Here is a 20419-nt window from a genome sequence, read left to right on the forward strand (position 1 = left end):
ACGACACGGCCCTACCCCGGCACCGATGGAGTACGCCGGGTGGAATCGGCCCCGTCGATCGGGGCCGATGTGGGCGATCTTGTATGCATAAGGCCGCGCACATATGGCGCTTCCGCTCCGGGGGCGCGGGGGAGAGGTGTCCGGATCCGTACCCCCGCCCCCCGGCAGCGCGCGAATGCGGCCACCGGACATCTCGATAGAAGGCCCCCACGGTGGTGCGAAAGCCCCGGGGATCGGCGGCCGCGGGATCGGGACGGCGCATATTCAGCCGTCAACTGTTCGGACGCTGGAAACCCTATAAAAGGGGCATTTCCGAGTGAAGATCGCCTCGCGCGCCCGTTCGATGGCGAGCGAACCCCCGGTCGACACCGTACGAAGTCGTGTCAAACAGGACGAGAGGCGCCGGTGAGGCACCGTGGCCGGTCTGCCCCGGTCGCTCTTCTATTTCATTGACGCCCCTGGTGCGGCTACTTAGCTTGTTGTCGGTGGCCGGCACATCCAGCGAAAACAGGATGGCGGTCCGGTGAAATCGGCACTTCCGGCACGGGAAGGCCGTGAGCGGTGCGAGCGAGGGTGGTCACCATTCCTCCACACGCCCTTCACCGATCGCACGGACGGGGCTGTCGCCCATACCGGCGGCCACCGTGGTCCGGCACGTCCGGCACGTCCGACACATCCGACCGCAACGTCCCTTCTCCGCTTCACCTGCCTCGCGAACGAATGCTTCTGGAAGCTGTTCATGCATGCGTGAAAGGAAATAACAACGGTGGACTGGTCCCGCTCAGCAGTAGTGGTGGTGAGCCCTGATTCCTTCGTCCGGGGCCTGGGGCGCCGCATCGTCGACGAATTACTGGGCACCGGCTGCGAAGAAGTCGCGGCCAGGGTGGTGCAACCCGGAAGTCTCCTGCTGGACACCATCTACGACGACCTGGCGGCCAAGCGGATCCATTTCGGGACCTACCGGTACCGGGCGATCGACGCGCTGTACGGTCTGGGGCCGTCACTGGCCCTGCTGCTGCGCGGATCGCCCGGCATCCACCAGCGGTTCACCGACCTGAAGGGCTCCGGCCCCCTGGAACGGGCGCCCGAGTCGTCGCTCCGCCGCCGCTACGGCGCCGTGAACACCATCCTCGGTCTCCTGCACGCCTCCGACAGCCCGGAGGAGGCCGAGCTGGACTGGCGGACCTTCTTCGCGCGGGAGTGGAACAACCTCGGCCGCAGCGAGCTGCCGGAGAGCCACACCCGGCCGGCGACCCCCGGGGCGCGGGTGCTCGCCGGACTGCTCGACCGGCCCCAGGGCGCCCGTGAGGGCCGGGGATTCCTCCAGGTGCGCGACCAGTTCCGGCGTACCGTGATCGCGCACCTCTGGGAGCTGCTGCCCCCGTCCGAGGCCGCCCCCCTGGCCCGTGACCTGGAGCTGCTCGGCGACGGGCCCCTGGACGACCACCTCGTGGCCCGGTTCGCCAAGGGGCTGGACGGTGCCGCGGACCTGCTCGTGCGGCGGGCGCTCGCCTCCCGCTTCACCCCCGAGGACCCGCCGCTGGACACGCACCGGTTGTGGACCTCGCTGCGGGGACACGGCATCGAGGTCGACGACTGGTCCCGGGCGGTGCTCTCGACCTCCCAGTACTTCCCGCCCGTCGTGCACTCCGGGGCGGACCCGGCCCCCGCGGCGACCCCGGCCGGCAGCACCCATGGGTGAGACGAGGACGCCGAGGCTGTGGACGAGCGGTCGGGCCGTCCCCGCCACCGTGCCCGGGTGGGCCGCCCGCGAGCACCGGCGGGTCCGCGACACCCTGCTGGAGACCCGGCCCGCCCCGTACCCCTGCCATTTCGGCGTCATCGGCGAGAGCGGGAACTCCAACCACTACACGTACTGGGACCTGGGGCGTGATTCCGGTGCCGAAGCGGAAGCCGTGGCACGGGACCTGGAGGAATTCATCGCCCTTCAGCGCGGTCTCCCGGAGGAACGTCTTTCGCTCCTCATCATGGTCGGCCCGCCGGCCCCCGGTCGCGCCTTCTCCTGGTACCGGGACCTGTTCTGGCAGGTGCTTTCCGGACTGCACGCGTGCGACCGGGATGCACAGCCCCCGGACGTGCCGGACGACCCGGACGACCCGAAGTGGGAATTCACTTTCGCCGGAGAAGCGCTCTTCACCTTCGGTACCTGCCCGGCCTACGGCCCCCGGCGCAGCCGCGTCCTCGGCGAATGCCTGGTGATAGGAGTGCAATCGCGCATGGTCTTCCGTTCCATCAGCGGATCCACACCGGCCGGACGGGCGGCGAAGAAACGCATTCGCCGGAGCCTGGCCGCCTACGAGAACGTTCCCCTGCTCGCCGACTCCGGCGACGGTACGGGTTCCACCACGGAGAAATGGAAACAGTACTTCCCCGAGATCGACGGCCGGCCGCTGACCGGTTCGTGCCCCGTCCGGTGGGGGGCGCGGTGACGCGTACGGAAGCGGACGTACGCACGGCGCCCGCCCGGACGCTCGTCGTCGACCGGTCCCTCCCCCCGCGGTGGCCGGACCGGACGTTCCTGACCTCCCCCGCCTGGCTGACGATGATGGGGGACCGGCCGCCGGGCACCGCCCACTGGTTCCGGCTCGTGCAGGACGGCGTCACCGTCGCCGCCACCACCGGATACCTCATCGAGGACCCGCACTGCTACGAGGCGTTCAACATCCACGACCTCCTGTTCCGCGACCCGCCGGTCTTCCCCGACCAGCACAGGACGGCCGTCCCGCCACCCGCCCGGGCGGACCTGTTCCCCTTCCTCGCGATCGTTCAGCCCGGCTACGACGCCGAGGTGGTGACCGCCGGGGAACCGGCCGCCGAAGCGGTACGGGACCTCCTGGACGCCGTCGTGCGCTGGGCCCGGGACGCCGGTGCCGTGTGCGCCGCCGTGCTCTACGCCGCCGGGCCCGTCCTGCCGGCCGTCCTGCGCGCCGATCCGGGCTGGCACCACGTGCCCGGAACCGTCCGCTCCCTCCTCGACGTCCCGCCCGGCACCTTCGACGACTACGTCGCGGGCCTCACCAAGACCAGCCGCCAGAAGGTCCGGTGGGACGTGCGCGACCTGGCCCGGGCGGGGGTCCGCACGGCACCGGCCGAGGCGGCCGGACTCGGCGGGACGGAGCTACGGCTGCGGCTGCGGCTCGTCGGGAAGTACGGGGGCTACAGCACGGAGGACATCGAGCGGTCCCGGCTGGAGAGGCTGACGTCGCTCTTCCCCGCCGACCGCCTCCGGCTGTTCCACAGCACCACGGCGGACGGCGACGTGGTGGGCTTCAGCCTCTTCATCGGCCACGGCGAACAGTGGCACGTGTTCTGGTGCGGCTTCGACTACGAGAACCCGGCCTCCCGAAGGACCTACTTCGACGCCATGTTCTACGCCCCGGTGCGGGCGGCGCAGCGGGAGGGCGTGCGGCTCGTCGACTACGGCCTCGGCTTCGAACGGAGCAAGAAGTGGCGGGGCTGCCGCGGAGCGGCACGGGACATCTGGGTCCGGGACCTCAAGGGGAGCCCGGCCCTCACCGGCGGACGGGAGGACCGGTCGTGCACATGAACGCCGCACAGCGGGCGGAGGAGGACTCCGCACTGGTCGAGGAGGTGTTCGCGGCCGGGTACGACTTCATCACCGGCGTGCCCGACTCGTATCTGGGCGGGTTCCTCGGAGCACTGGAACGGCACGGGCGCGCGGCCGAGTGCTACGTCCCGGGCACCCGCGAGGACAACTGCGTCGCGCTCGCCGTGGGCGCCCACCTGGCGGGCGCGACCCCCCTGGTGTTCATGAAGAGCGCCGGCCTGGGCACCTGCGTCGACGCCCTGACCAGCCTGGCACTGGTGTACCGGACGCCCCTGGTCCTCCTGGTGTCCTGGGCGGGCCACGACGGGCAGGACGTGCCCCACCACAACGTCATCGGCGTACCGGCCCCCGCCGTGCTCGAAGCGCTCGGCATCCCGGTGCTGCGCTGCCGGTTCGGCGACCCCGCCGGCGTCGCGGAGCGGTTGCGCACCGCCCGCGCGACGGCGGCCGGCACCGGCGGACCCGTCGCGGTGCTCTGCGCACCGGAAGGAGAGTGAGACTCCCGTGCTGACCAGAGACGACGCACTCGCCCGCATCGCCCGGGCGGCCGGGGCCGAGGACGCCGCCGTGTTCATCGGCAACGGGCTCAACCCGCGGGCGCTGTACGCCCTGGAGGACCGCGCGCGGAACTTCTACATGATGGGCAGCATGGGCCTCGCCCTCCCGCTGGCCATCGGCTTCTCCCGGCGGTCCGGCATCCCCGCGCTGGCGGTGGAGGGCGACGGCAACGCCCTCATGGGCCTCTCCGGGACGGCACTCGCCCCGGCGGCCCGCGGGACGCTGGTGCACATCGTCCTGGACAACGAGGCCTACGAGAGCACCGGCGGCCAGCGGACCCCCGCCCCCGGCTTCTCCTTCACCACGGCGGCGCGGGCCGCCGGCTACACGACGGTGGTGTCCGTGACGGACGGCGACGCGCTCTCCGACGCGCTTTCCGGGGTGATCGCCGGGAAGCGCACCGGCTTCATCCACGTGCGGACGGCCGTCGACTCCGGACCGCCCCCGCCCCGGGTGCCGTTCCACCCGGCCGAGATCACCCGCAGGTTCACCGCCAGTCTTCGCACGAGCGACACCGTCCGGAATGAGGTGGCCTTATGAACGAGTTGCGCATCGGCATAGGTGTGCACAGCCCGATCACCGCGCTGCTGGCGGAGGAAGCCGGCGCCGACGTCCTGTGGCTGGGCAGCCTGGAGATGTCCACCAGCCGCGGGGTGCCGGACCGCGAGGTCCTGGAGCCGCACGAGATCGCCGGGATCATCCGCTCCGTACGGGCGGCGACCTCCCTGCCGATCTACGTCGACGCCGACACCGGCAGAGGCTCCGACGAACTGGCCGTCCTGGCGACGAAGCTCTACGAGGAGGCGGGCGCCGACGCGATCTGCGTCGAGGACAACCTCTTCCCCAAACGCAACTCGCTCGACGACAGGTTCGGCGGCCGCGCGCTCATGGACCCCGAGGCGTTCGCCGGACGGATCTCCGCCATGGTGGCCGCCCGCCGCTCGATCCGGGTGATCGCCCGGACGGAGGCACTGGTGGCCGGGCACGGCGTGGACGCGGCCGTCGACCGGTTGCGCCGGTACGCCGACGCCGGCGCGGACGCCCTGTTCGCCCAGGCGAACCGGGCCAGCGCCGGGCAGTTGCTGCCCGTCGTGGAGCGGATCGCGCCGATCCGCCCGATGGTGCTCGCGCCCACCGTCCTGCCCGGGACGGACGCCGAGGCCTTTGCCGCGCACGGGCCGGTGACCGTCATCTTCGCCAACGTCGTCATGCGCAGCCTGGTGGCGCAGACCTCGCGGGTGCTGCACGAGGTGGTGGCGTCCCGGCGCCTGGACGCGGTGTCCACCGAACTGGCCGGTGTGGAGCGCCTGTTCGAGCTCGCCGAGCGGAGCCGGGCCCTCGACGAGGAGCCCCCGCCGGCACGGACGGAGGCCTCCCGGACGACCCGCCCCGCACCCCCGGTCCCGTCCGCCGCCCGGCCGGCGCCGCGCCCGGCGGCCGACACGGCGACCCGGGCGGTGGCGGAGTCGGTACCGGGCCGGGAGCGGGCCCGCGCCCTGATGACCGAGGCGGCCTTCGACTACTGCGCCGGCGGTGCCGGTGACGAGGCGGGGATGCGCCGCAACACCGAGCGCCTGGACGCGCTGACCCTCACGCCCCGGGTGCTGCGCGACGTCTCGGAACGCAGCACCGGGACCGAACTGTTCGGCAAGCGGCTGGCCGCCCCGCTGCTCGTCACCCCGATGGGTCTCCAGGCCCTGTGCCACCCCGAGGCCGAGCGTGCCACCGCGGCCGCCGCGAGGTCGCTGGACCTGGGCTTCACCCTCTCCATGTTCGCCTCGCGCACCGTCGAGGAGGTCGCGGAGGCCGCCCCCGACTGCTGGTGGCAGCAGGTGTACCTGCTGGGGGAACGCGCCATCAGCTGGTCGATGGTGCGCCGGGCCGAACAGGCCGGTGCGAGCGCCCTGGTGTGCACCGTGGACGTCCCGCTCGTCGGCCGCCGCACCAGGGACGCCCGCAACGGCTTCCGGCGGTTCGACGCGGCGCCCCCGGCGATCGTGCGGGACCCGGTCTTCACCGACGTCCTCGCACACCGCAGGCGCCGGACGCCCTCCCTGACCGAGGAAGGGCTCCTCGCGGAGGTGTTCCCGGACCCGGCGGTTTCCTGGCGCGACCTGGCGGAGCTGCGCTCACGCACCCGGCTCCCGCTGGTCGTCAAGGGAGTCCTGCACCCGGAGGACGCCGTGCGCGCCGTGGACGCGGGCGCGGACGCGATCCAGGTGTCCACGCACGGCGGGCGCCAGTCGGACCGCCACGTGGCGGCGGTGGACGCCCTGCCGCACGTGGTGGCCGCCGTCGGCGACCGCGTACCGGTCCTGTTCGACTCGGGTGTGCGCAACGGCACCCACATCGCCTCGGCGCTGGCCCTCGGGGCGCGCGCCGTACTCGCCGGCAGGCCGGTGCTGTGGGGCCTGGCCGCGAACGGCCAAGAAGGGGCGGCGGCCGTGCTGCGGTCCCTCGTGGAGGAGCTGGACCACACGATGGCCCTCCTCGGCACCCCCTCCGTCACCGACCTCGGCCGCGAACTCGTCAGCATCCAGGAGCAGGCATGAACCACACGCCCACCGACAGCACCACCGCACACCGCCACTGGGACGAGGTGTGGAAGACCAGCGGGGGACGCGCCGACTGGTCCACGGTCGACCCGTGGGTCGCCGGAACCGTCGACCTGCTGCGCGAGCGCGGGGTCCGCCGGGTCCTCGACCTGGCCTGCGGCGTCGGCCGGCACGCCGTCTTCCTCGCCGGGGCGGGCTTCGACACGTGGGCGGTGGACGCCAGCGACACCGCGATCGAGCACACCCGGGCGGCGGCCGGCGAAGCCGGCGTTGACGTCGACCTCCGCGTCGGGCCCATGGACCGGTTGCCCTACGAGGACGGCCACTTCGACTACGTGCTGGCGTACAACGCCATCTACCACGGCGACCGGGAGGCGGTACGGGCCACCGTCCGGGAGATCCACCGGGTGCTGAGGCCGGGAGGGCTGTACCAGGTGACCATGCTGTCGCGCCGCAACCACGGCTGCGGCAAGGGCGTCGAGGTCGGCGAAGGAACGTTTGTGCAGCCCGATGCCACCGACGACAAGGTCCATCCGCACCACTACTGCGACGCGGCCGAGCTGATCTCCCTGCACCGGCCCGCGGCCCTCCTCATGGCCCACGACCACGAGCACACGGCCCCCGGATCGTTCCACTGGCACTGCCTGTTCGAGCTGGCCGAGGAGGCAGGGGGCCCCGCGTGACGCACGGACGACGGGCGGCACTGCTGTCGCGTCTGGCGGACCGGCCCCAGCTCCAGCCGTTCCGCGACCGGAACTTCAGGCTCCTGTGGGCCGGGTTCGCCTCCTCCCTGCTCGGCGACGGCATGATGTTCGTCGCCCTGCCGTGGCTGGTGCTCTCGCTCAGCAACACCACCTCCGCCCTGGCCACGATCGGCGTGGTGATGGCGCTGACCGCACTGCCCGTGGCGCTGGTCGCCGGAGCGTGCGTGAACCGGTACGGGGCCCGCCTGGTGATGCTCACCGGTGACCTCGTGCGGGCACTCGTGCTGGCGGCGATCGGTGTGCTCGGCATGCTGGACCTGCTCACCACCTGGCACCTGCTGGTCGGGCTCGCGGTGTTCTCCGCCGCCGAGGCCGCCTTCGTCCCGGCGTTCAACACCATGGTGCAGTCCCTGGTGCCGGCCGAGTACCTGGTCGGTGCCAACGCCGCCGACCAGGTCGTACGCCCCCTGATGTGGCGGCTGATCGGTCCGGTCGCGGGCGGCGCCCTGGTCGCCACGACGGGCGCGGAATGGGTGTTCGTCCTGGACGCGGCCACCTTCCTCGTGTCCTTCGGCTTCCTGCTCGCCGTGGGGGCCGAACGCAGGCCCCAGGGCGAACGGACACCGGCCGGCCTGCTGGCGGAAAGCCTCGACGGCCTGCGGTACGTCCGGGCGCACCCGTGGCTGCTGTACGCCTTCACCGCCGGCGCGGTGACCGTCATCTGCGTGATGGGACCCTGGAACGTCCTCGTCCCCTACGTCCTGCACAACGACATGGCCCGGGGCGCCGGGGCCTACGGCCTCGTCCTGGCCGTCGGCGGGGTCGGCCAGATCGCGGGGGCACTCGCCGTCGGCGCGAAGTCGCTCGACGGCCGCGCCCTGGTCTCGCTGTACCTCGCCTGGGGGGTCATGGCGGGCGGACTGGTGGGCTTCACCTTCCACTCCTCGCTGCTGCCCGCGCTGATCGGCAGCTTCGTGATCAACGCGGCGCTCGCGGTGTCGGCGGTGCTGTGGGGCGCCCTCCTCCAGACCGCCGTGCCCCGGGCGTACGTGTCCCGCATGTTCGGCATCGACTGGGCGTTGTCCCAGGTGCTCGTGCCGCTCTCGTACTCCCTGACGGGGGCGTTCGCGAGCACCACCTCCACGAGCACCGCACTGCTCGTCGCCGCCCTAGGCGGCCTGATCGGCGTCCCGGCCGTCCTGCTCGTACGGCCCGCCCGCCGGATCCCGGAAATGAGGACCCGATGACCGACGAACTCGCCGGCCCGCTGGCCCGGCGCTTCTCCTGGCCCGCCGGCAGCGGGGTGCTACTGGCGGGCTCCACCGCTGAAGGCGTCGCCATGCGCGGCTCCAACGTCAACGTCCTGGTGATCGGCGCCCCGGACGACTGGGCACCCGCCGGCGGCCCCGAGGAGCCGGTGCTCCGCCCCATGGGCCTGGCCCGCAACTACCTCTACGAGCACGACCCGGCCGTCAACATGGACGTGCTGCGCCCCGACCGGATGGACGACCTGGCCGGCCTCGCGAGAGGGATGGCCCGCCTCCAGGACCCAAGCACACCCGACCTCGAACTGCCCGTCCTGGACACCCTGGAGATCCGCTTCCTCGCCCGGCTCCGCGCCGGCCGGATCCTGCACGGCGACCGCGTCGTCGCCGAGTGGCGCGACCGGATGGGACTGCGCTGGCTGCCCGCGTTCCACTGCGCCACCACCTACCTGACGGCGGTGCACTTCCACCGCAAGGCCGTGACGGCCCTCGCCGACGGCCTGCCGCTCGACGCCTCCGTCCTGCTGCGCCTGGCGGTCGAACACCTCCTCGTCAGTGCCCTGGCCGCCGGCGGGCGCGTGCTGCACGAGGTGAAGAACCTCGGCCGCAACGTCGGCGCCGCCCTGGCCGCCGACCCGGAGGGCCCCCTGCTGCTCCGGGAGGCGCGCACGCTGCTCGGCGGCGGCACGGAACCGCGGCCGGAGACCTTCGCCCTGATCGAGCGGTACTCCGCCGACCTGCTGCACCGGCTCCCCTCCACCGCACACGGCCGGCCGGCCGCCGCCTATCTCGCCGGCCAGGGCCACGCCCCCAAGGGAGAGTGACCGTGACCACCGACCACAGCCCCCGCGTCCCCGACCTCCCCCCGGCCGTCCGGCAGGTCGTCGACGGCCTGGCCGGGCTCCCCACCGTGCGGTCCGTCCGCGTCGGGGGCTCCCGTGCCCGGGGCGGGCCCACCCGCCCCGACAGCGACTGGGACCTCCTCGTGTACGTCGACGACCTGCCGGCCCTCACGGAGCTGCGCCCCCTGCTGCCCCCCGACCAGGACCGCCACGGGCCCGTCGAGTACGCCACCGCCAACGAGGACCACCCACTGGAGGAGGCCGAACTCTCGATCCCCCTCTCGCCCCGGATCGACGTCTGCTTCCGCCCCATCGCGCGGCTGCGCCACGAGGAACGGCGCGCGGCCCGGGGGACGTTCACCGTCCACGCGTACCCCAAGACCGCCGGCGGTGTGCCGTCGTACATCCTGCTGAGCGAAGCGGCGCTGTCGGCGCCCGTGCACGGCGACGTCGGCGCTCCGCCCTGCCCGGCGGAACTCGTCCGCACCGCCGTGCCGTGGTGGCGGGGGCGCGCCGCGTGCGCTCTGCTGCTGGCGGTCGACCACGTCACGGCGGGGGAGCGGGTTGGGGCCCTCGGCCACGTACTCGCCGCGGCCACCTCGGCCGCCCACGCCGCGCTGATCGCCCGCGGCCACTGGTACCCCATCACCAAACGCCTGCTGAACGAGCCCGCGGCCCTGGGCGACGAAGCCCGGCGCACCCTGGACGGCCTGTCGCCCGCGACGCTGACCACCGACGTGGTGCGGCGCGTCGCGGACGACCTGGGGACCGACCTGGAGGCCGGGCTCGACTGGCTCGCCGGCGGCGAACACCTCACACCGGGAGCGGGCCCTCGTCGCACGCACCCCGGAACCCACTGAAGAGAGGCGGAGACACCGTGCCGGACAACCACCTGTACGACTGCGACACCCACTTCACCGACCACCTGCCCGAGCTCTGGACGGACATCGGGTTCACCCCCGCCGAGGCCCCCCAGGTCGTCACCGAGGCGGGAGTGACCCGGCTGCGCCTCGGCGACCGGCTGTTCCCCCGGCCCGACGGCCGCGGCCACGGCAACCCCAAGGGCCTCGGCCACCTCATCGGACCCGGCGAGGACGCGGACCGCGCCGACTTCATGACCAAGCACTCCATCGCCGCGGCCGTGCTCCAGCCCGGCTTCGTCGGCCTCTCGGTGCAGGCGGTCGACGACCCGGAGACCCGTCTGCGGCTGCTCGACGGCTACAACCGGCTCGCCTCGCGGTCCTGTGCCCGGTCCTCCCTCCCGCTCACATGGGCCTTCCTCGCCTCCGTCGAGGACCCCCGGTGGAGCGAGGAGACGCTGCGCCGGTACGCCGACGACGACAACCTGGTCGGTGTGGTGGTCCGGCCCACCGGCCGCACCCCCTCCGTACGGCTCAACGACCCGGCCGTGACACCGCTGCTGGAGACGGCGGCCCGGCTCCGGCTGCCGCTGTTCGTCCACGGGGGCACCGGGTGCTACCAGTGGTCGCCGCTGGCCGACGCCTACGAGGACTACGCCATGACCCACGCCTTCGGGCACATGGGCGAACACATGATCGCCCTCGCCGACCTGGTCACCCGGCCCGACGGGCTGCCCGACGGGCTGAACGTGGTCATGCTGGAATCCGGCATCGCCTGGATCCCCAGCGTGCTGGGCCGGCTCACCAGCCACACGAAGAGGCTCTCCGGAGGGACGACGAACCCCACCGACATCTTCCGCGAGCACTTCGCCGTGGTGCCCGACCCGGGGGAGGAGCACGTGACCTGGGCGGTACGCCGACTGGGCGCCGACTCGGTGCTGTTCGGCTCCGACTACCCCCACTGGGACACCGTCGAGGCCGACGGCTGGCTGGCCGGGTTCGAGGACCTCGCCCCCGCCGCCAAGCTGGCCGCCAACACCTCCCGGCTCGTCCCCCGCCTCACCGGGCGGCCGTCATGAACGGGGGAGCGGACACGATGACACCGAACCATCCCCCACGGGACGACGGCCGTCCCGTCCGCATCCTCGTCGTCGGCTGCGGCGACCTCGCCGTCCGCGTACTGCACGGACTGGCCGGACCGGCCGGACCGGCCGGACCGGGGTGGTCACGGCACCTGGGAGTGCTCGGCCGCACGGAGGACCTCGTCGTCCGCACGGCCAACATGGTGTCCCTCTCGGCCGCCCAACTGGGCCGGTCCTGCCCCGTCGAACCCCTCGTCCAGGACCTGGACGACGTGGCCGGCACCGCGGAGGCCATCGCCCGGTTCGCCCCGGACATCGTCTTCGCCGCCGCCAGCCGGCAGTCCTGGCACGTGCTGTCCCAGCTACCGCCGGACCGCTTCGCCCGTATCAGCGCCGCCCACTTCGGTCCCTGGCTGCCCATGCACCTGGACCCGGTGCTCAAACTGATGAGGGCGGTACGAGCCGCCGGCAGCCACGCCACCGTGGTGAACGCCGCCTACCCCGACGCGGTGCACCCGGCCCTCCACGGAGCCGGACTCAGCCCGCACCTGGGCATCGGCAACGTGGCCAACTCGGTCCCCGCGCTGGCGGCCATCGCCGCGGAACACCTCGGCTGCGCACCGGCCGACGTCCAGCCCCGGTTCGTGGCCCACCACTTCGTCAGCCACCGGATCTCCCGCACCGGCGACAGCGGCGGGGCGGCCTTCGACCTGACCTTCCGGCGCGGCACCGACGACGTCACCGCCGCCCTGCCGACGGACACCCTGTTCCACCGCATGCGGACCGACTACCGCCGGACCGGCGGCCGGGAAGGACAGATGATGACCGCCGCTTCCGCCCTCAGCGTGCTCGAACCGCTCGCCACCGGCACCACCGCGACCGTCCACGCGCCCGGCTGGCACGGGCTGCCCGGGGGCTACCCGGTGCGCATCACCCCGGATGGGACCGCGCTCGACCTGCCGCCAGGACTGGACCGGCGGGCCGCCGTGGAGATCAACCTGGACGGCCAGCGCCACGACGGGATCGCCCGCATCGGGGAGGACGGCCTGGTGGAGTTCACCGAGGAGGCGGTGGAGGTCATGCGCACCGAACTCGGCCACCACTGCAAGGAACTCGCCCTTGCCGACGTCGAGGAAGCGGCCGTGGAGCTGGCCGCCCGGTACGCGGAGTACTGCCGCCATGAGTGACCGGATCAGAGACGTCCTCGTACTCGACCACATCGGCTACCGGTACTACCGGGACACCGACGGCCGCCCCTTCCTGCCGGCGGACCGCAACCGCGTCCGGCTGGTCACCGACATCCGCAAGGTGGACCAGGCCCACGGCGACGAGCTGGCCGCGATCACCGGCGTCCCGCGCGGTGACGAAGCGCTCCTGGACGCGGCGGCTCGCTTCCACCACACCACGGCCGGGAACGCCCTGGACGGTGTCGTCGCCATCAGCGAGGGCCTCCTGCTGGCCGCCGCCCGGCTGCGGGACCGCCTCGGCGTTCCGGGACCCACCGAACGCCAGGTCCTGCGGTACCGCGACAAGGTGACGATGAAGGAGCACCTCCGCGACCACGGCGTACGCGTCCCGGACTTCGCGCCCTTCACCGAACCGGACGCACGGCGGCTGCTGCGCCGGCACGGCCGCGTGGTGGTCAAGCCCCGCCGCGGCGAGAGCTCCGCCGGGATCACCTTCCTGGACGACGAGGACGCCCTGCACCGCCTCCTGGCCACGGCACCGCCGGACCCGGCCGGGTACGAGGTCGAGGAACGCGTCGGCGGCGACCTCTTCCACATCGACAGCGTGGTCCGCGACGGGGTGCCGCTCGCCGCCACGGCCGGGCGGAGCGTGCAGGAGACGACGTCCTACCGCCGGCTGGAGGCCTTCCGGGACGTGGCCGTCGGTCCCGGAAGGACGCTGGACCGCCTGCTGCGGTTCAACCGCGACGTCCTGGCCTGCTACCCCGACTTCAGCGGGGTCACCCATCTCGAGGTCTTCCTCGACGCCGACGAGGTCTGCTTCTGCGAGATCGGCGGCCGCCCCGGCGGCGGGGGCATCATCCCCGGCTTCCAGTCCCGCACGGGCGTCAACCTGGACGAGATGACCATCAGGGCCCAGCTCGGGGACACCGTCCCCGAACCCCCGCCGCCGGCGGCGCACCTGACCGGCTACGCCCTCGTCTACGCGCCCGCCGGGCGGCTGACGGCCGACCTGACACCGCCGGCCGCCGACTGGATCATCGACACCCAGCTCCGCTTCCGGGTCGGCGACGTCATGCCCCGGCCGGCCGGCTGGAACCAGGCGGCGGCCATCGTGACCGTGCGCGGCGCCTCCGAGGCCGAGGTCGAGTCACGGCTCGACCAGGTCATCGAGGCGGTCCAGGACCGGCTGCGCGGGAGCGCCCGGAGTGACGGCCCGGGCGCGGTGGCCGGTACGGGCCCGGGGACCGGCGGGGTGGCCGGATGACCGTCGCGGACATCGAAACGCTCGCGGTCACCATGGCCCGGCACGCGGCGGCGGAGATCACCGCCGTGGCCCGCCGGGGCTACCGGGTCGACGAGAAGAGCGGGGCCCACGACCTGGTGACCGAGGCGGACCTCCGGGCCGAGTCCGTCATCACCGGCCTGCTCGGCCGGGCCAGGCCCGGGGACGCGGTCCTCGCCGAGGAGTCGGGCTACCGCGCCGGGCACACCGGCGTGACCTGGATCATCGACCCGCTCGACGGCACCGCGAACTTCGTCCGCTCGTCGCCCCACTACGCGGTGAGCGTCGCGGCGCTCTCCGGTGGCGACTGCCTGGGCGCCGCCATCGTCCGGCCGGCCGACGGGCAGTGGATGGCCCTCCGCGGCGGCGCCCCGGACGGCCACGTCACCGACCCGCCGCGCCCGCCGGGCGACACCGCCCGGGTGGCCGTCGCCCTGCCGTACGGACCGGAGGAGCTGGACGAGGCCCACGGGATCCTCCGCCTGGTCGGCCGGCGCTACGAGGTGTCCCGGACCGGATCGGCCGCGTGCGACCTCCTCCGGGTGGCGACCGGCGCGCTGGACGCCCACATCGCGGTGGCGCTCCCCTGGTGGGACACGGCGGCGGGCCACGCCCTGGTCCGGGCACGCGGCGGGACGGTGCTGCACCGGCGGTCCCGCCGCCGCACGAGGATCGACATCTCGGGCAGGCCGGGTGTGGTGGAGGAGCTGGCCCGGCTGCTCGCCGCGCACCACGGGGTGGACGGGGGCGGCCCATGACCGCCCCCGCCCCCGGCCCGGCCGGCGGACCCGCTCGTGCAGCCCGCCCCGCCCCCGCCCCGGCTCCCGCACCCGGCCCGGCCCGGGCTCCCGGTGCCGGCGGCCGGCCCGTACTGGCCCTGGTCGTCAGCCGGCGCCGCCGCTTCACGCGGCACGTACTGGACCGGCCGGACATCGACACCGTCCTGCTGCGCCCGGAGGGCTCACCGGTCGGGGCACCCGGCGACCGGCCCGTCTTCGTCCTCCGGGACGCGGCACCGCCGGACCGGGAGGCGGCCCGCTTCCGCGCGTGGTGCGCCGCCCTGGGGCGGCGACCGCGGTACTTCTGCAACCCGGACGAGGCCGCCCAGCCCTCGATGCACCGGTTCGCCGCGGCCGCCGGGCTGCCCCACCTCTCCCCGGAGCAGGTCCGCCGCGCCACCGACAAGACCGCGATGAAGGAACTGTTCGCGGACGCCGGACTGCCCGCCGCGCGGTTCCGGGTGGTCACCTCCGCGGCGGAGGTGAAGGACTTCGCGGGCGGCCACGGATGGCCGGTCGTCGTGAAGCCCGCCCTCTCCGGTTCCTCGGTGGACACCTGGAAGGCCGGCCCCGACGACCTCGCCGCCATCGACCGCGCGCTCGCCGCCCCGCCGGAGCGGACGTGGATCGTGGAGGAGTACGTCCGGGGCACCGAACACCAGTTGTGCGCCCTGGTGCACGGCGGGGAGGTGCTGGACGCGTTCATCGCGGTCAACCCGGCACCGCTGCTGGACGCCCTCAGCGGCGCCATGAACGCCGACATCACCCTGGCGCCGTCGGAACCGGAGCCCGTCGACGGCCGCGAGGTGGCGCGGCGCGTGGTCGACGCGCTCGGATACCGCGACGGCTACCTGCACGCCGAGTTCTTCCTCCGGCCGGACGGCTCGTTCGTGATGGGCGAGGTCGCCGCACGGCTGGGCGGGGCCGAACTGCCGGTCAGCCACGGCCTCTCCCGGGGCTTCGACATGCTGGCCGCCGTCGCGGACGTGTACGTGGGCCGCCGGCCGCCCCTGGAGTACACCCGCTCCCGGTCGGTGGGCGAGCTGCTCCTCCCCGCGCGCCGGGGGGTCGTCACGGAGATCACCCCGCTGGAGGAGCTGCTGGCCATGCCGGGGGTGCTGTCCGGTGAACTCACCGCGTCCGTGGGGGACCGCCTCGACCCGCCCCGCGCGTCCAGCGCCTGTGCGGGACATGTGCACATCGAGGGGGAGAATTCCGGAGTCGTCCTGAACCGCATGAGGGAGGTGCTGTCCTCCTTCACCCTGGAGGTGTCCGAAGCCGCCCCCTGATCACCCTCACCCCTCACTCCTCGTCCGGCGCCCGGCGCACGGCCGCCGGACCGACACGAACCCCCGGAAAGGCCACCATGGTTGCGAGTGTCGCTGTTCTGTCCGACATCCACGGAGTGCTGCCCGCGCTCGAAGCGGTACTGGCGGAGCCCGGCGTACGGGCCGCCGACCTGATCGTCGTCACCGGCGACCACGCCGCCGGGCCGCAGCCGGTGGAGGTGCTCGACCGGCTGCGTGACCTGGGGGACAAGGCCGTGCTGGTGCGCGGGAACGCGGACCGCGAGCTGGTGGCGATGGCCCGGGGGGAGTGGCCGGAGGCCGACGAGGCGTGGGAGATCGACCTCTGGGCCGCCGGGCAACTGCGGGACGAGGACGTGGAGTTACTGGCGGGCCTGCCGCACCCGGTGACGCTGGAGGTCGACGGGTTCGGCCCGGTGGTCTTCTGCCACGGGACCCCGCGGGACGACGAGGAGGTGGTCCTGGTGGACACCCGCCTGGAGCGCTGGGCGGAGGTGTTCGCGGAACTGCCGGACGAGGTGCGGACCGTCGTGTGCGGGCACACGCACATGCCGTTCATGCGGCTCGTCGACCAGCGGCTGGTGATCAACGCGGGGAGCATCGGCATGCCCTACGGGCGCACCGGCAGCCCCTGGGTGCTGCTGCGGGACGGTCACGTACACCTCAACCACACCCCCTTCGACGTCGACGGTGCCGTCGAGGCCGTGGTGAAGGGATCGGGGTTCCACGACTGCCGCTCCTGGGCCGAGCACTACGTCCGGTCGGTCACCACGGACGCCGAGGCGGTGCGCACCTTCGGCCCCCGGGACGGCCGGCCCACGTCCTGACGGTGGTCGCGTGGGTCGGGGGCGGGGGCCCGCCGCCGGATCCCGTGGGTCCGGCCGGGCCCGCCGCCCGGCTCCCGGTGGGAGTCCTCCCTGCTCACAGGGGGTGCGGGCGGGGCGGCGGCGGGCGCCGGCCGGACGCCGGGAGGCCCCGCCCAGTGGATGAGTTAATGTCGATATAAGGCCATTAGTGCACGTTTGCTCCCACACCCTCCCGGTAAGGAAGCGGCCGCACGAAAGGAGCCTGCCATGGCTCATCCATTGCGAGGCGCGATAGTGCTTGCAGGAGCCGCAGCCCTGAGCCTGGGCGCGGTGGCGACCACCGGTGCGGCCCAGCCGCCCGCCGGCACCGCGCCGGGGGACGACGTCAAGATCGGTCTGCTGCTGCCGGAGAGCAAGACCACGCGGTACGAGAAGTTCGACCGGCCGTACATCGAGTCCAAGATCAAGGCGCTGGCGCCCGGCGCGCAGATCGACTACTACAACGCCGCCGAGAGCGCCACCACCCAGCAGCAGCAGGTGAACACCGCGCTCGCCAAGGGTGACAAGGTACTGATCCTGGACGCCGTGGACGCCAAGTCGATCCAGTCCTCCGTGCAGAAGGCCCGGGACGCGGGCGTGAAGGTCGTGGCGTACGATCGCCTCGCCCAGGGCCCCGTCGACGCGTACGTGTCGTACGACAACCGCAAGGTCGGCGAGCTCCAGGGCCGGGCGCTGCTGGAGGCGCTGGGGGACAAGGCGGAGAACGGCCAGATCGTCATGCACAACGGCTCGCCGACCGACCCGAACGCCGCCGAGTTCAAGGCCGGCGCCCACTCCGTCCTCGACGGCAAGGTGAAGATCGGCAAGGAGTACGACACGCCGAACTGGGACCCCAACAACGCCAACCAGCAGATGTCCGGCGCCATCAGCGCCCTGGGCAAGGACAAGATCGTCGGTGTCTACTCGGCCAACGACGGACTCGCCGCGGGCATCGCCACCGCCCTCAAGTCCGCCGGCATCAACGTGCCGCTGACCGGCCAGGACGCCCAGCTCGACGCCATCCAGCGGATCCTCCTCGGCACCCAGACGATCACGGTCCAGAAGCCGTACAAGCCCGAGGCCGACATCGCCGCCACGATGGCCGTCAACCTGGCGCAGGGCAAGCCCGTCCCGGAGAACCTGGTGCCCACCACCGTCACCAGCGGCAGTGACGACAAGGTCCCGGCCACGCTGCTCACCCCGATCGTCGTCCACAAGAACAACATCAAGGACACGGTCGTCAAGGACGGCATGTACACCGTCAACGAGATCTGCACCCCGACCTACGCCGCGGCCTGCAAGGCGGCCGGTCTCCAGTAACCCCGGAGGCGACCGCGGAGGGTTGCCGCCCTCCGCGGGGCGCCCACCGGCCCGGCGGGGGCGAGGCGTTCCACGCCGGCGGGGGTGAGGGGGCCCGCGCCGGCGGGCGAGCGGAGGAGGCGGTTTTACGTTGCCGGAAACACCTGTGCTCAGACTGCGGGGCATCTCCAAGCGGTTCGGCGCCGTCCAGGCGCTGTCCGGCTTCGACCTGGAGGTCCACTCCGGTGAGGTCGTCGCCCTCGTCGGCGACAACGGCGCCGGCAAGTCGACCGCCGTCAAAGCTATCGCCGGGGTCAACCCGCCCGACCAGGGCGACATCGAATGGGAGGGCCGCCGGGTCGGCATCAGCCGCCCCCACGACGCCCAGAACCTCGGCATCGCCACCGTCTACCAGGACCTCGCCCTGTGCGACAACCTCGACGTGGTCGGCAACCTCTTCCTCGGCCGGGAACTGCGCCGGTTCGGCGTCCTCGACGAGGTCCGCATGGACAAGCGCGCCCGCGAACTGCTGGAGACGCTGTCCATCCGCATCCCCAGCGTCCGCATCCCGGTCGCGTCGCTCTCCGGCGGCCAGCGGCAGACCGTGGCCATCGCCCGCTCCCTGATCGGCGAGCCGAAGGTCGTCATCCTGGACGAGCCCACCGCCGCCCTCGGCGTGGAGCAGACCGCCGAAGTGCTCGACCTCGTCGAGCGGCTCCGCGACCGCGGTCTCGGCACCATCCTGATCAGCCACAACATGGTGGACGTCATGGCGGTGGCGGACCGCATCGCGGTCATGCGCCTCGGCCGGAACAACGGCTTCTTCGACAAGCGCGCGACCAGCACCGAGGAGATCATCTCCGCCATCACCGGGGCCACCGACAGCGCCGTCACCCGCCGCCAGGCCCGCAAGCTGGAGGACGAACGATGAGACGGGAGAAAGGGCGCCACGACCCCTCCGCCCCGGACACCTCCGCCCAGGACACCTCCGTCCAGGAGCCGGCCCGCGGCGCCGTGCCGGCCGTCGACACCCGGCTGCTCGTCCGCGAGGAGGGCCTGCGGGGCTACCTCGGCGAGTTCCGCCGCAAGCTGCGCAGCGGTGAACTGGGTTCCCTCCCCGTCGTCGTCGCCGTCATCATCATCTGGACCGTGTTCGGCAGCCTCAACAGCACCTTCCTCTCGGCGCAGAACCTCTCGGACCTGAGCCAGCAGATCGTCGGCACCGGCATGATCGCCGTCGGGATCGTCTTCGTCCTGCTGCTCGGCGAGATCGACCTCTCGGTCGGCTCCGTCAGCGGCCTGTGCGCCGCGATCTTCGCCGTGCTCAACGTCCTGCACGGGATGAACCAGTGGCTGGCGCTCCTGGTCGCCGTGGGCGGCGGAGCCGCCGTCGGCCTGCTGCACGGCTTCTTCTTCGCGAAGGTCGGGGTACCGGCGTTCGTCGTCACCCTCGCCGGCAACCTCGCCTGGAACGGACTGATGCTCCAGGTGCTCGGCACCACCGGCACGGTCAACATCCCCAGCGAGAGCGTGGTCTCCAAGCTCTACTCCACCATCTTCGACAGCCCCTTGGTCGCCTATGTCACGGCGGCGGTGGGAGTGGGCCTGTTCCTGGCCGCCTCCCTCCTGGACGCCAGACGCCGCCGGGCGGCCGGCGTGCCGTACCGGCCGGTCGCGGAGATCGTGCTGCGCACGGTGGTCATCGCCGCGATCGCCTTCGCCGCCGCGTACATCCTCAACCAGTACCGGGGCCTGCCGCTGGCACTGCTGATCTTCCTGGTCCTGCTGGTGGTCCTGGACTTCGTGCTGCGCCGCACCACCTACGGCCGGCGGGTCTTCGCGGTCGGCGGCAACATCGAGGGCGCCCGCCGGGCGGGCATCAGCGTGCCGTTCGTCCGCATGAGCGTCTTCTCGATCGCGGGCACCATGGCAGCGATCGGCGGCATCTTCCTGGCCGGACAGATCCAGTCGGCGAGCCAGACCTCCGGCGGCGGCAACCTGCTGATGAACGTCATCGCCGCGGCGGTCATCGGCGGCACCAGCCTCTTCGGCGGCCGGGGCACGGTCTGGTCGGCCCTGCTGGGCGCCCTGGTGATCGGTTCCATCCAGTCCGGGATGAACATCATGGGCCTCAGCAACGCCATCCAGTTCATGATCACCGGAGCGGTGCTGCTCGCCGCCGTGGTCGTCGACTCCCTGTCCCGCCGGACCCAGAAGGCCGCCGGCCGCGCCTGAACCAGCACGCCGGCCGAACCCCCCGCG

The 20419-nt window shown here is 72.9% G+C and carries 19 protein-coding genes; all 19 read left to right on the forward strand.

Translation table 11 applies throughout. The annotated features are described in order from the left end of the window. Window positions 1–766: 766 nt before the first annotated feature. Window positions 767–1702 (forward strand): nucleoside-diphosphate kinase, encoded by a 936-nt coding sequence (locus ACF068_RS05660; RefSeq protein WP_392272870.1) that lies wholly within the window; start codon window positions 767–769, stop codon window positions 1700–1702. Continuing rightward, window positions 1695–2450 (forward strand): YqcI/YcgG family protein, encoded by a 756-nt coding sequence (locus tag ACF068_RS05665; protein ID WP_392272871.1) that lies wholly within the window; start codon window positions 1695–1697, stop codon window positions 2448–2450. Before ACF068_RS05660 ends, ACF068_RS05665 begins: the two co-directional genes overlap by 8 nt. Next, window positions 2447–3568, forward strand: a complete 1122-nt coding sequence (locus ACF068_RS05670) for a GNAT family N-acetyltransferase (protein ID WP_392272872.1) — start codon at window positions 2447–2449, stop codon at window positions 3566–3568. The genes ACF068_RS05665 and ACF068_RS05670 overlap by 4 nt, the downstream gene beginning before the upstream one ends. Then, complete coding sequence (locus ACF068_RS05675; protein WP_392272873.1) at window positions 3565–4086, forward strand: hypothetical protein; 522 nt, start codon at window positions 3565–3567, stop codon at window positions 4084–4086. The genes ACF068_RS05670 and ACF068_RS05675 overlap by 4 nt, the downstream gene beginning before the upstream one ends. Before the next feature lie 7 nt (window positions 4087–4093). Further along, entirely contained in the window at window positions 4094–4687 is a 594-nt protein-coding gene (locus tag ACF068_RS05680; protein ID WP_392272874.1) for a thiamine pyrophosphate-dependent enzyme, read from the forward strand. Further along, the gene (locus ACF068_RS05685; RefSeq protein WP_392272875.1) at window positions 4684–6699 is read left to right on the forward strand and encodes an alpha-hydroxy-acid oxidizing protein; all 2016 of its coding nucleotides are present in this window, start codon (window positions 4684–4686) and stop codon (window positions 6697–6699) included. The genes ACF068_RS05680 and ACF068_RS05685 overlap by 4 nt, the downstream gene beginning before the upstream one ends. Next, window positions 6696–7385: a class I SAM-dependent methyltransferase gene (locus ACF068_RS05690; RefSeq protein WP_392272876.1), complete on the forward strand. Its 690-nt coding sequence runs from the start codon at window positions 6696–6698 to the stop codon at window positions 7383–7385. Before ACF068_RS05685 ends, ACF068_RS05690 begins: the two co-directional genes overlap by 4 nt. After that, window positions 7382–8653 (forward strand): MFS transporter, encoded by a 1272-nt coding sequence (locus ACF068_RS05695; RefSeq protein WP_392272877.1) that lies wholly within the window; start codon window positions 7382–7384, stop codon window positions 8651–8653. The genes ACF068_RS05690 and ACF068_RS05695 overlap by 4 nt, the downstream gene beginning before the upstream one ends. Then, window positions 8650–9495: a hypothetical protein gene (locus ACF068_RS05700; protein WP_392272878.1), complete on the forward strand. Its 846-nt coding sequence runs from the start codon at window positions 8650–8652 to the stop codon at window positions 9493–9495. Before ACF068_RS05695 ends, ACF068_RS05700 begins: the two co-directional genes overlap by 4 nt. Window positions 9496–9497: 2 nt before the next feature. Then, window positions 9498–10373 carry a hypothetical protein gene (locus ACF068_RS05705; RefSeq protein ID WP_392272879.1) on the forward strand — a complete coding sequence of 292 codons (876 nt, stop codon included), beginning with the start codon at window positions 9498–9500 and terminating at the stop codon, window positions 10371–10373. Window positions 10374–10390: 17 nt separating this feature from the next. Continuing rightward, window positions 10391–11452: an amidohydrolase family protein gene (locus ACF068_RS05710; protein WP_392272880.1), complete on the forward strand. Its 1062-nt coding sequence runs from the start codon at window positions 10391–10393 to the stop codon at window positions 11450–11452. Window positions 11453–11469: 17 nt separating this feature from the next. After that, a complete protein-coding gene (locus tag ACF068_RS05715; RefSeq protein ID WP_392272881.1) occupies window positions 11470–12642 on the forward strand; it encodes a hypothetical protein in 1173 nt (390 codons plus the stop codon). Further along, window positions 12635–13909 (forward strand): hypothetical protein, encoded by a 1275-nt coding sequence (locus tag ACF068_RS05720; protein ID WP_392272882.1) that lies wholly within the window; start codon window positions 12635–12637, stop codon window positions 13907–13909. Before ACF068_RS05715 ends, ACF068_RS05720 begins: the two co-directional genes overlap by 8 nt. Then, window positions 13906–14685 (forward strand): inositol monophosphatase family protein, encoded by a 780-nt coding sequence (locus tag ACF068_RS05725; protein ID WP_392272883.1) that lies wholly within the window; start codon window positions 13906–13908, stop codon window positions 14683–14685. The genes ACF068_RS05720 and ACF068_RS05725 overlap by 4 nt, the downstream gene beginning before the upstream one ends. Next, entirely contained in the window at window positions 14682–15995 is a 1314-nt protein-coding gene (locus tag ACF068_RS05730) for an ATP-dependent carboxylate-amine ligase (protein WP_392272884.1), read from the forward strand. The genes ACF068_RS05725 and ACF068_RS05730 overlap by 4 nt, the downstream gene beginning before the upstream one ends. 77 nt (window positions 15996–16072) lie before the next feature. Continuing rightward, window positions 16073–16840 (forward strand): metallophosphoesterase family protein, encoded by a 768-nt coding sequence (locus ACF068_RS05735; RefSeq protein ID WP_392272885.1) that lies wholly within the window; start codon window positions 16073–16075, stop codon window positions 16838–16840. Between the two features lie 246 nt (window positions 16841–17086). Then, window positions 17087–18178: a sugar ABC transporter substrate-binding protein gene (locus tag ACF068_RS05740; protein WP_392272886.1), complete on the forward strand. Its 1092-nt coding sequence runs from the start codon at window positions 17087–17089 to the stop codon at window positions 18176–18178. Window positions 18179–18308: 130 nt separating this feature from the next. Beyond that, the gene (locus tag ACF068_RS05745) at window positions 18309–19088 is read left to right on the forward strand and encodes an ATP-binding cassette domain-containing protein (protein ID WP_392272887.1); all 780 of its coding nucleotides are present in this window, start codon (window positions 18309–18311) and stop codon (window positions 19086–19088) included. After that, a complete protein-coding gene (locus ACF068_RS05750; RefSeq protein WP_392272888.1) occupies window positions 19085–20392 on the forward strand; it encodes a sugar ABC transporter permease in 1308 nt (435 codons plus the stop codon). Before ACF068_RS05745 ends, ACF068_RS05750 begins: the two co-directional genes overlap by 4 nt. Window positions 20393–20419 lie beyond the last annotated feature (27 nt).

The organism is Streptomyces sp. NPDC016309 (assembly GCF_043077235.1).
GTDB lineage: Bacteria > Actinomycetota > Actinomycetes > Streptomycetales > Streptomycetaceae > Streptomyces.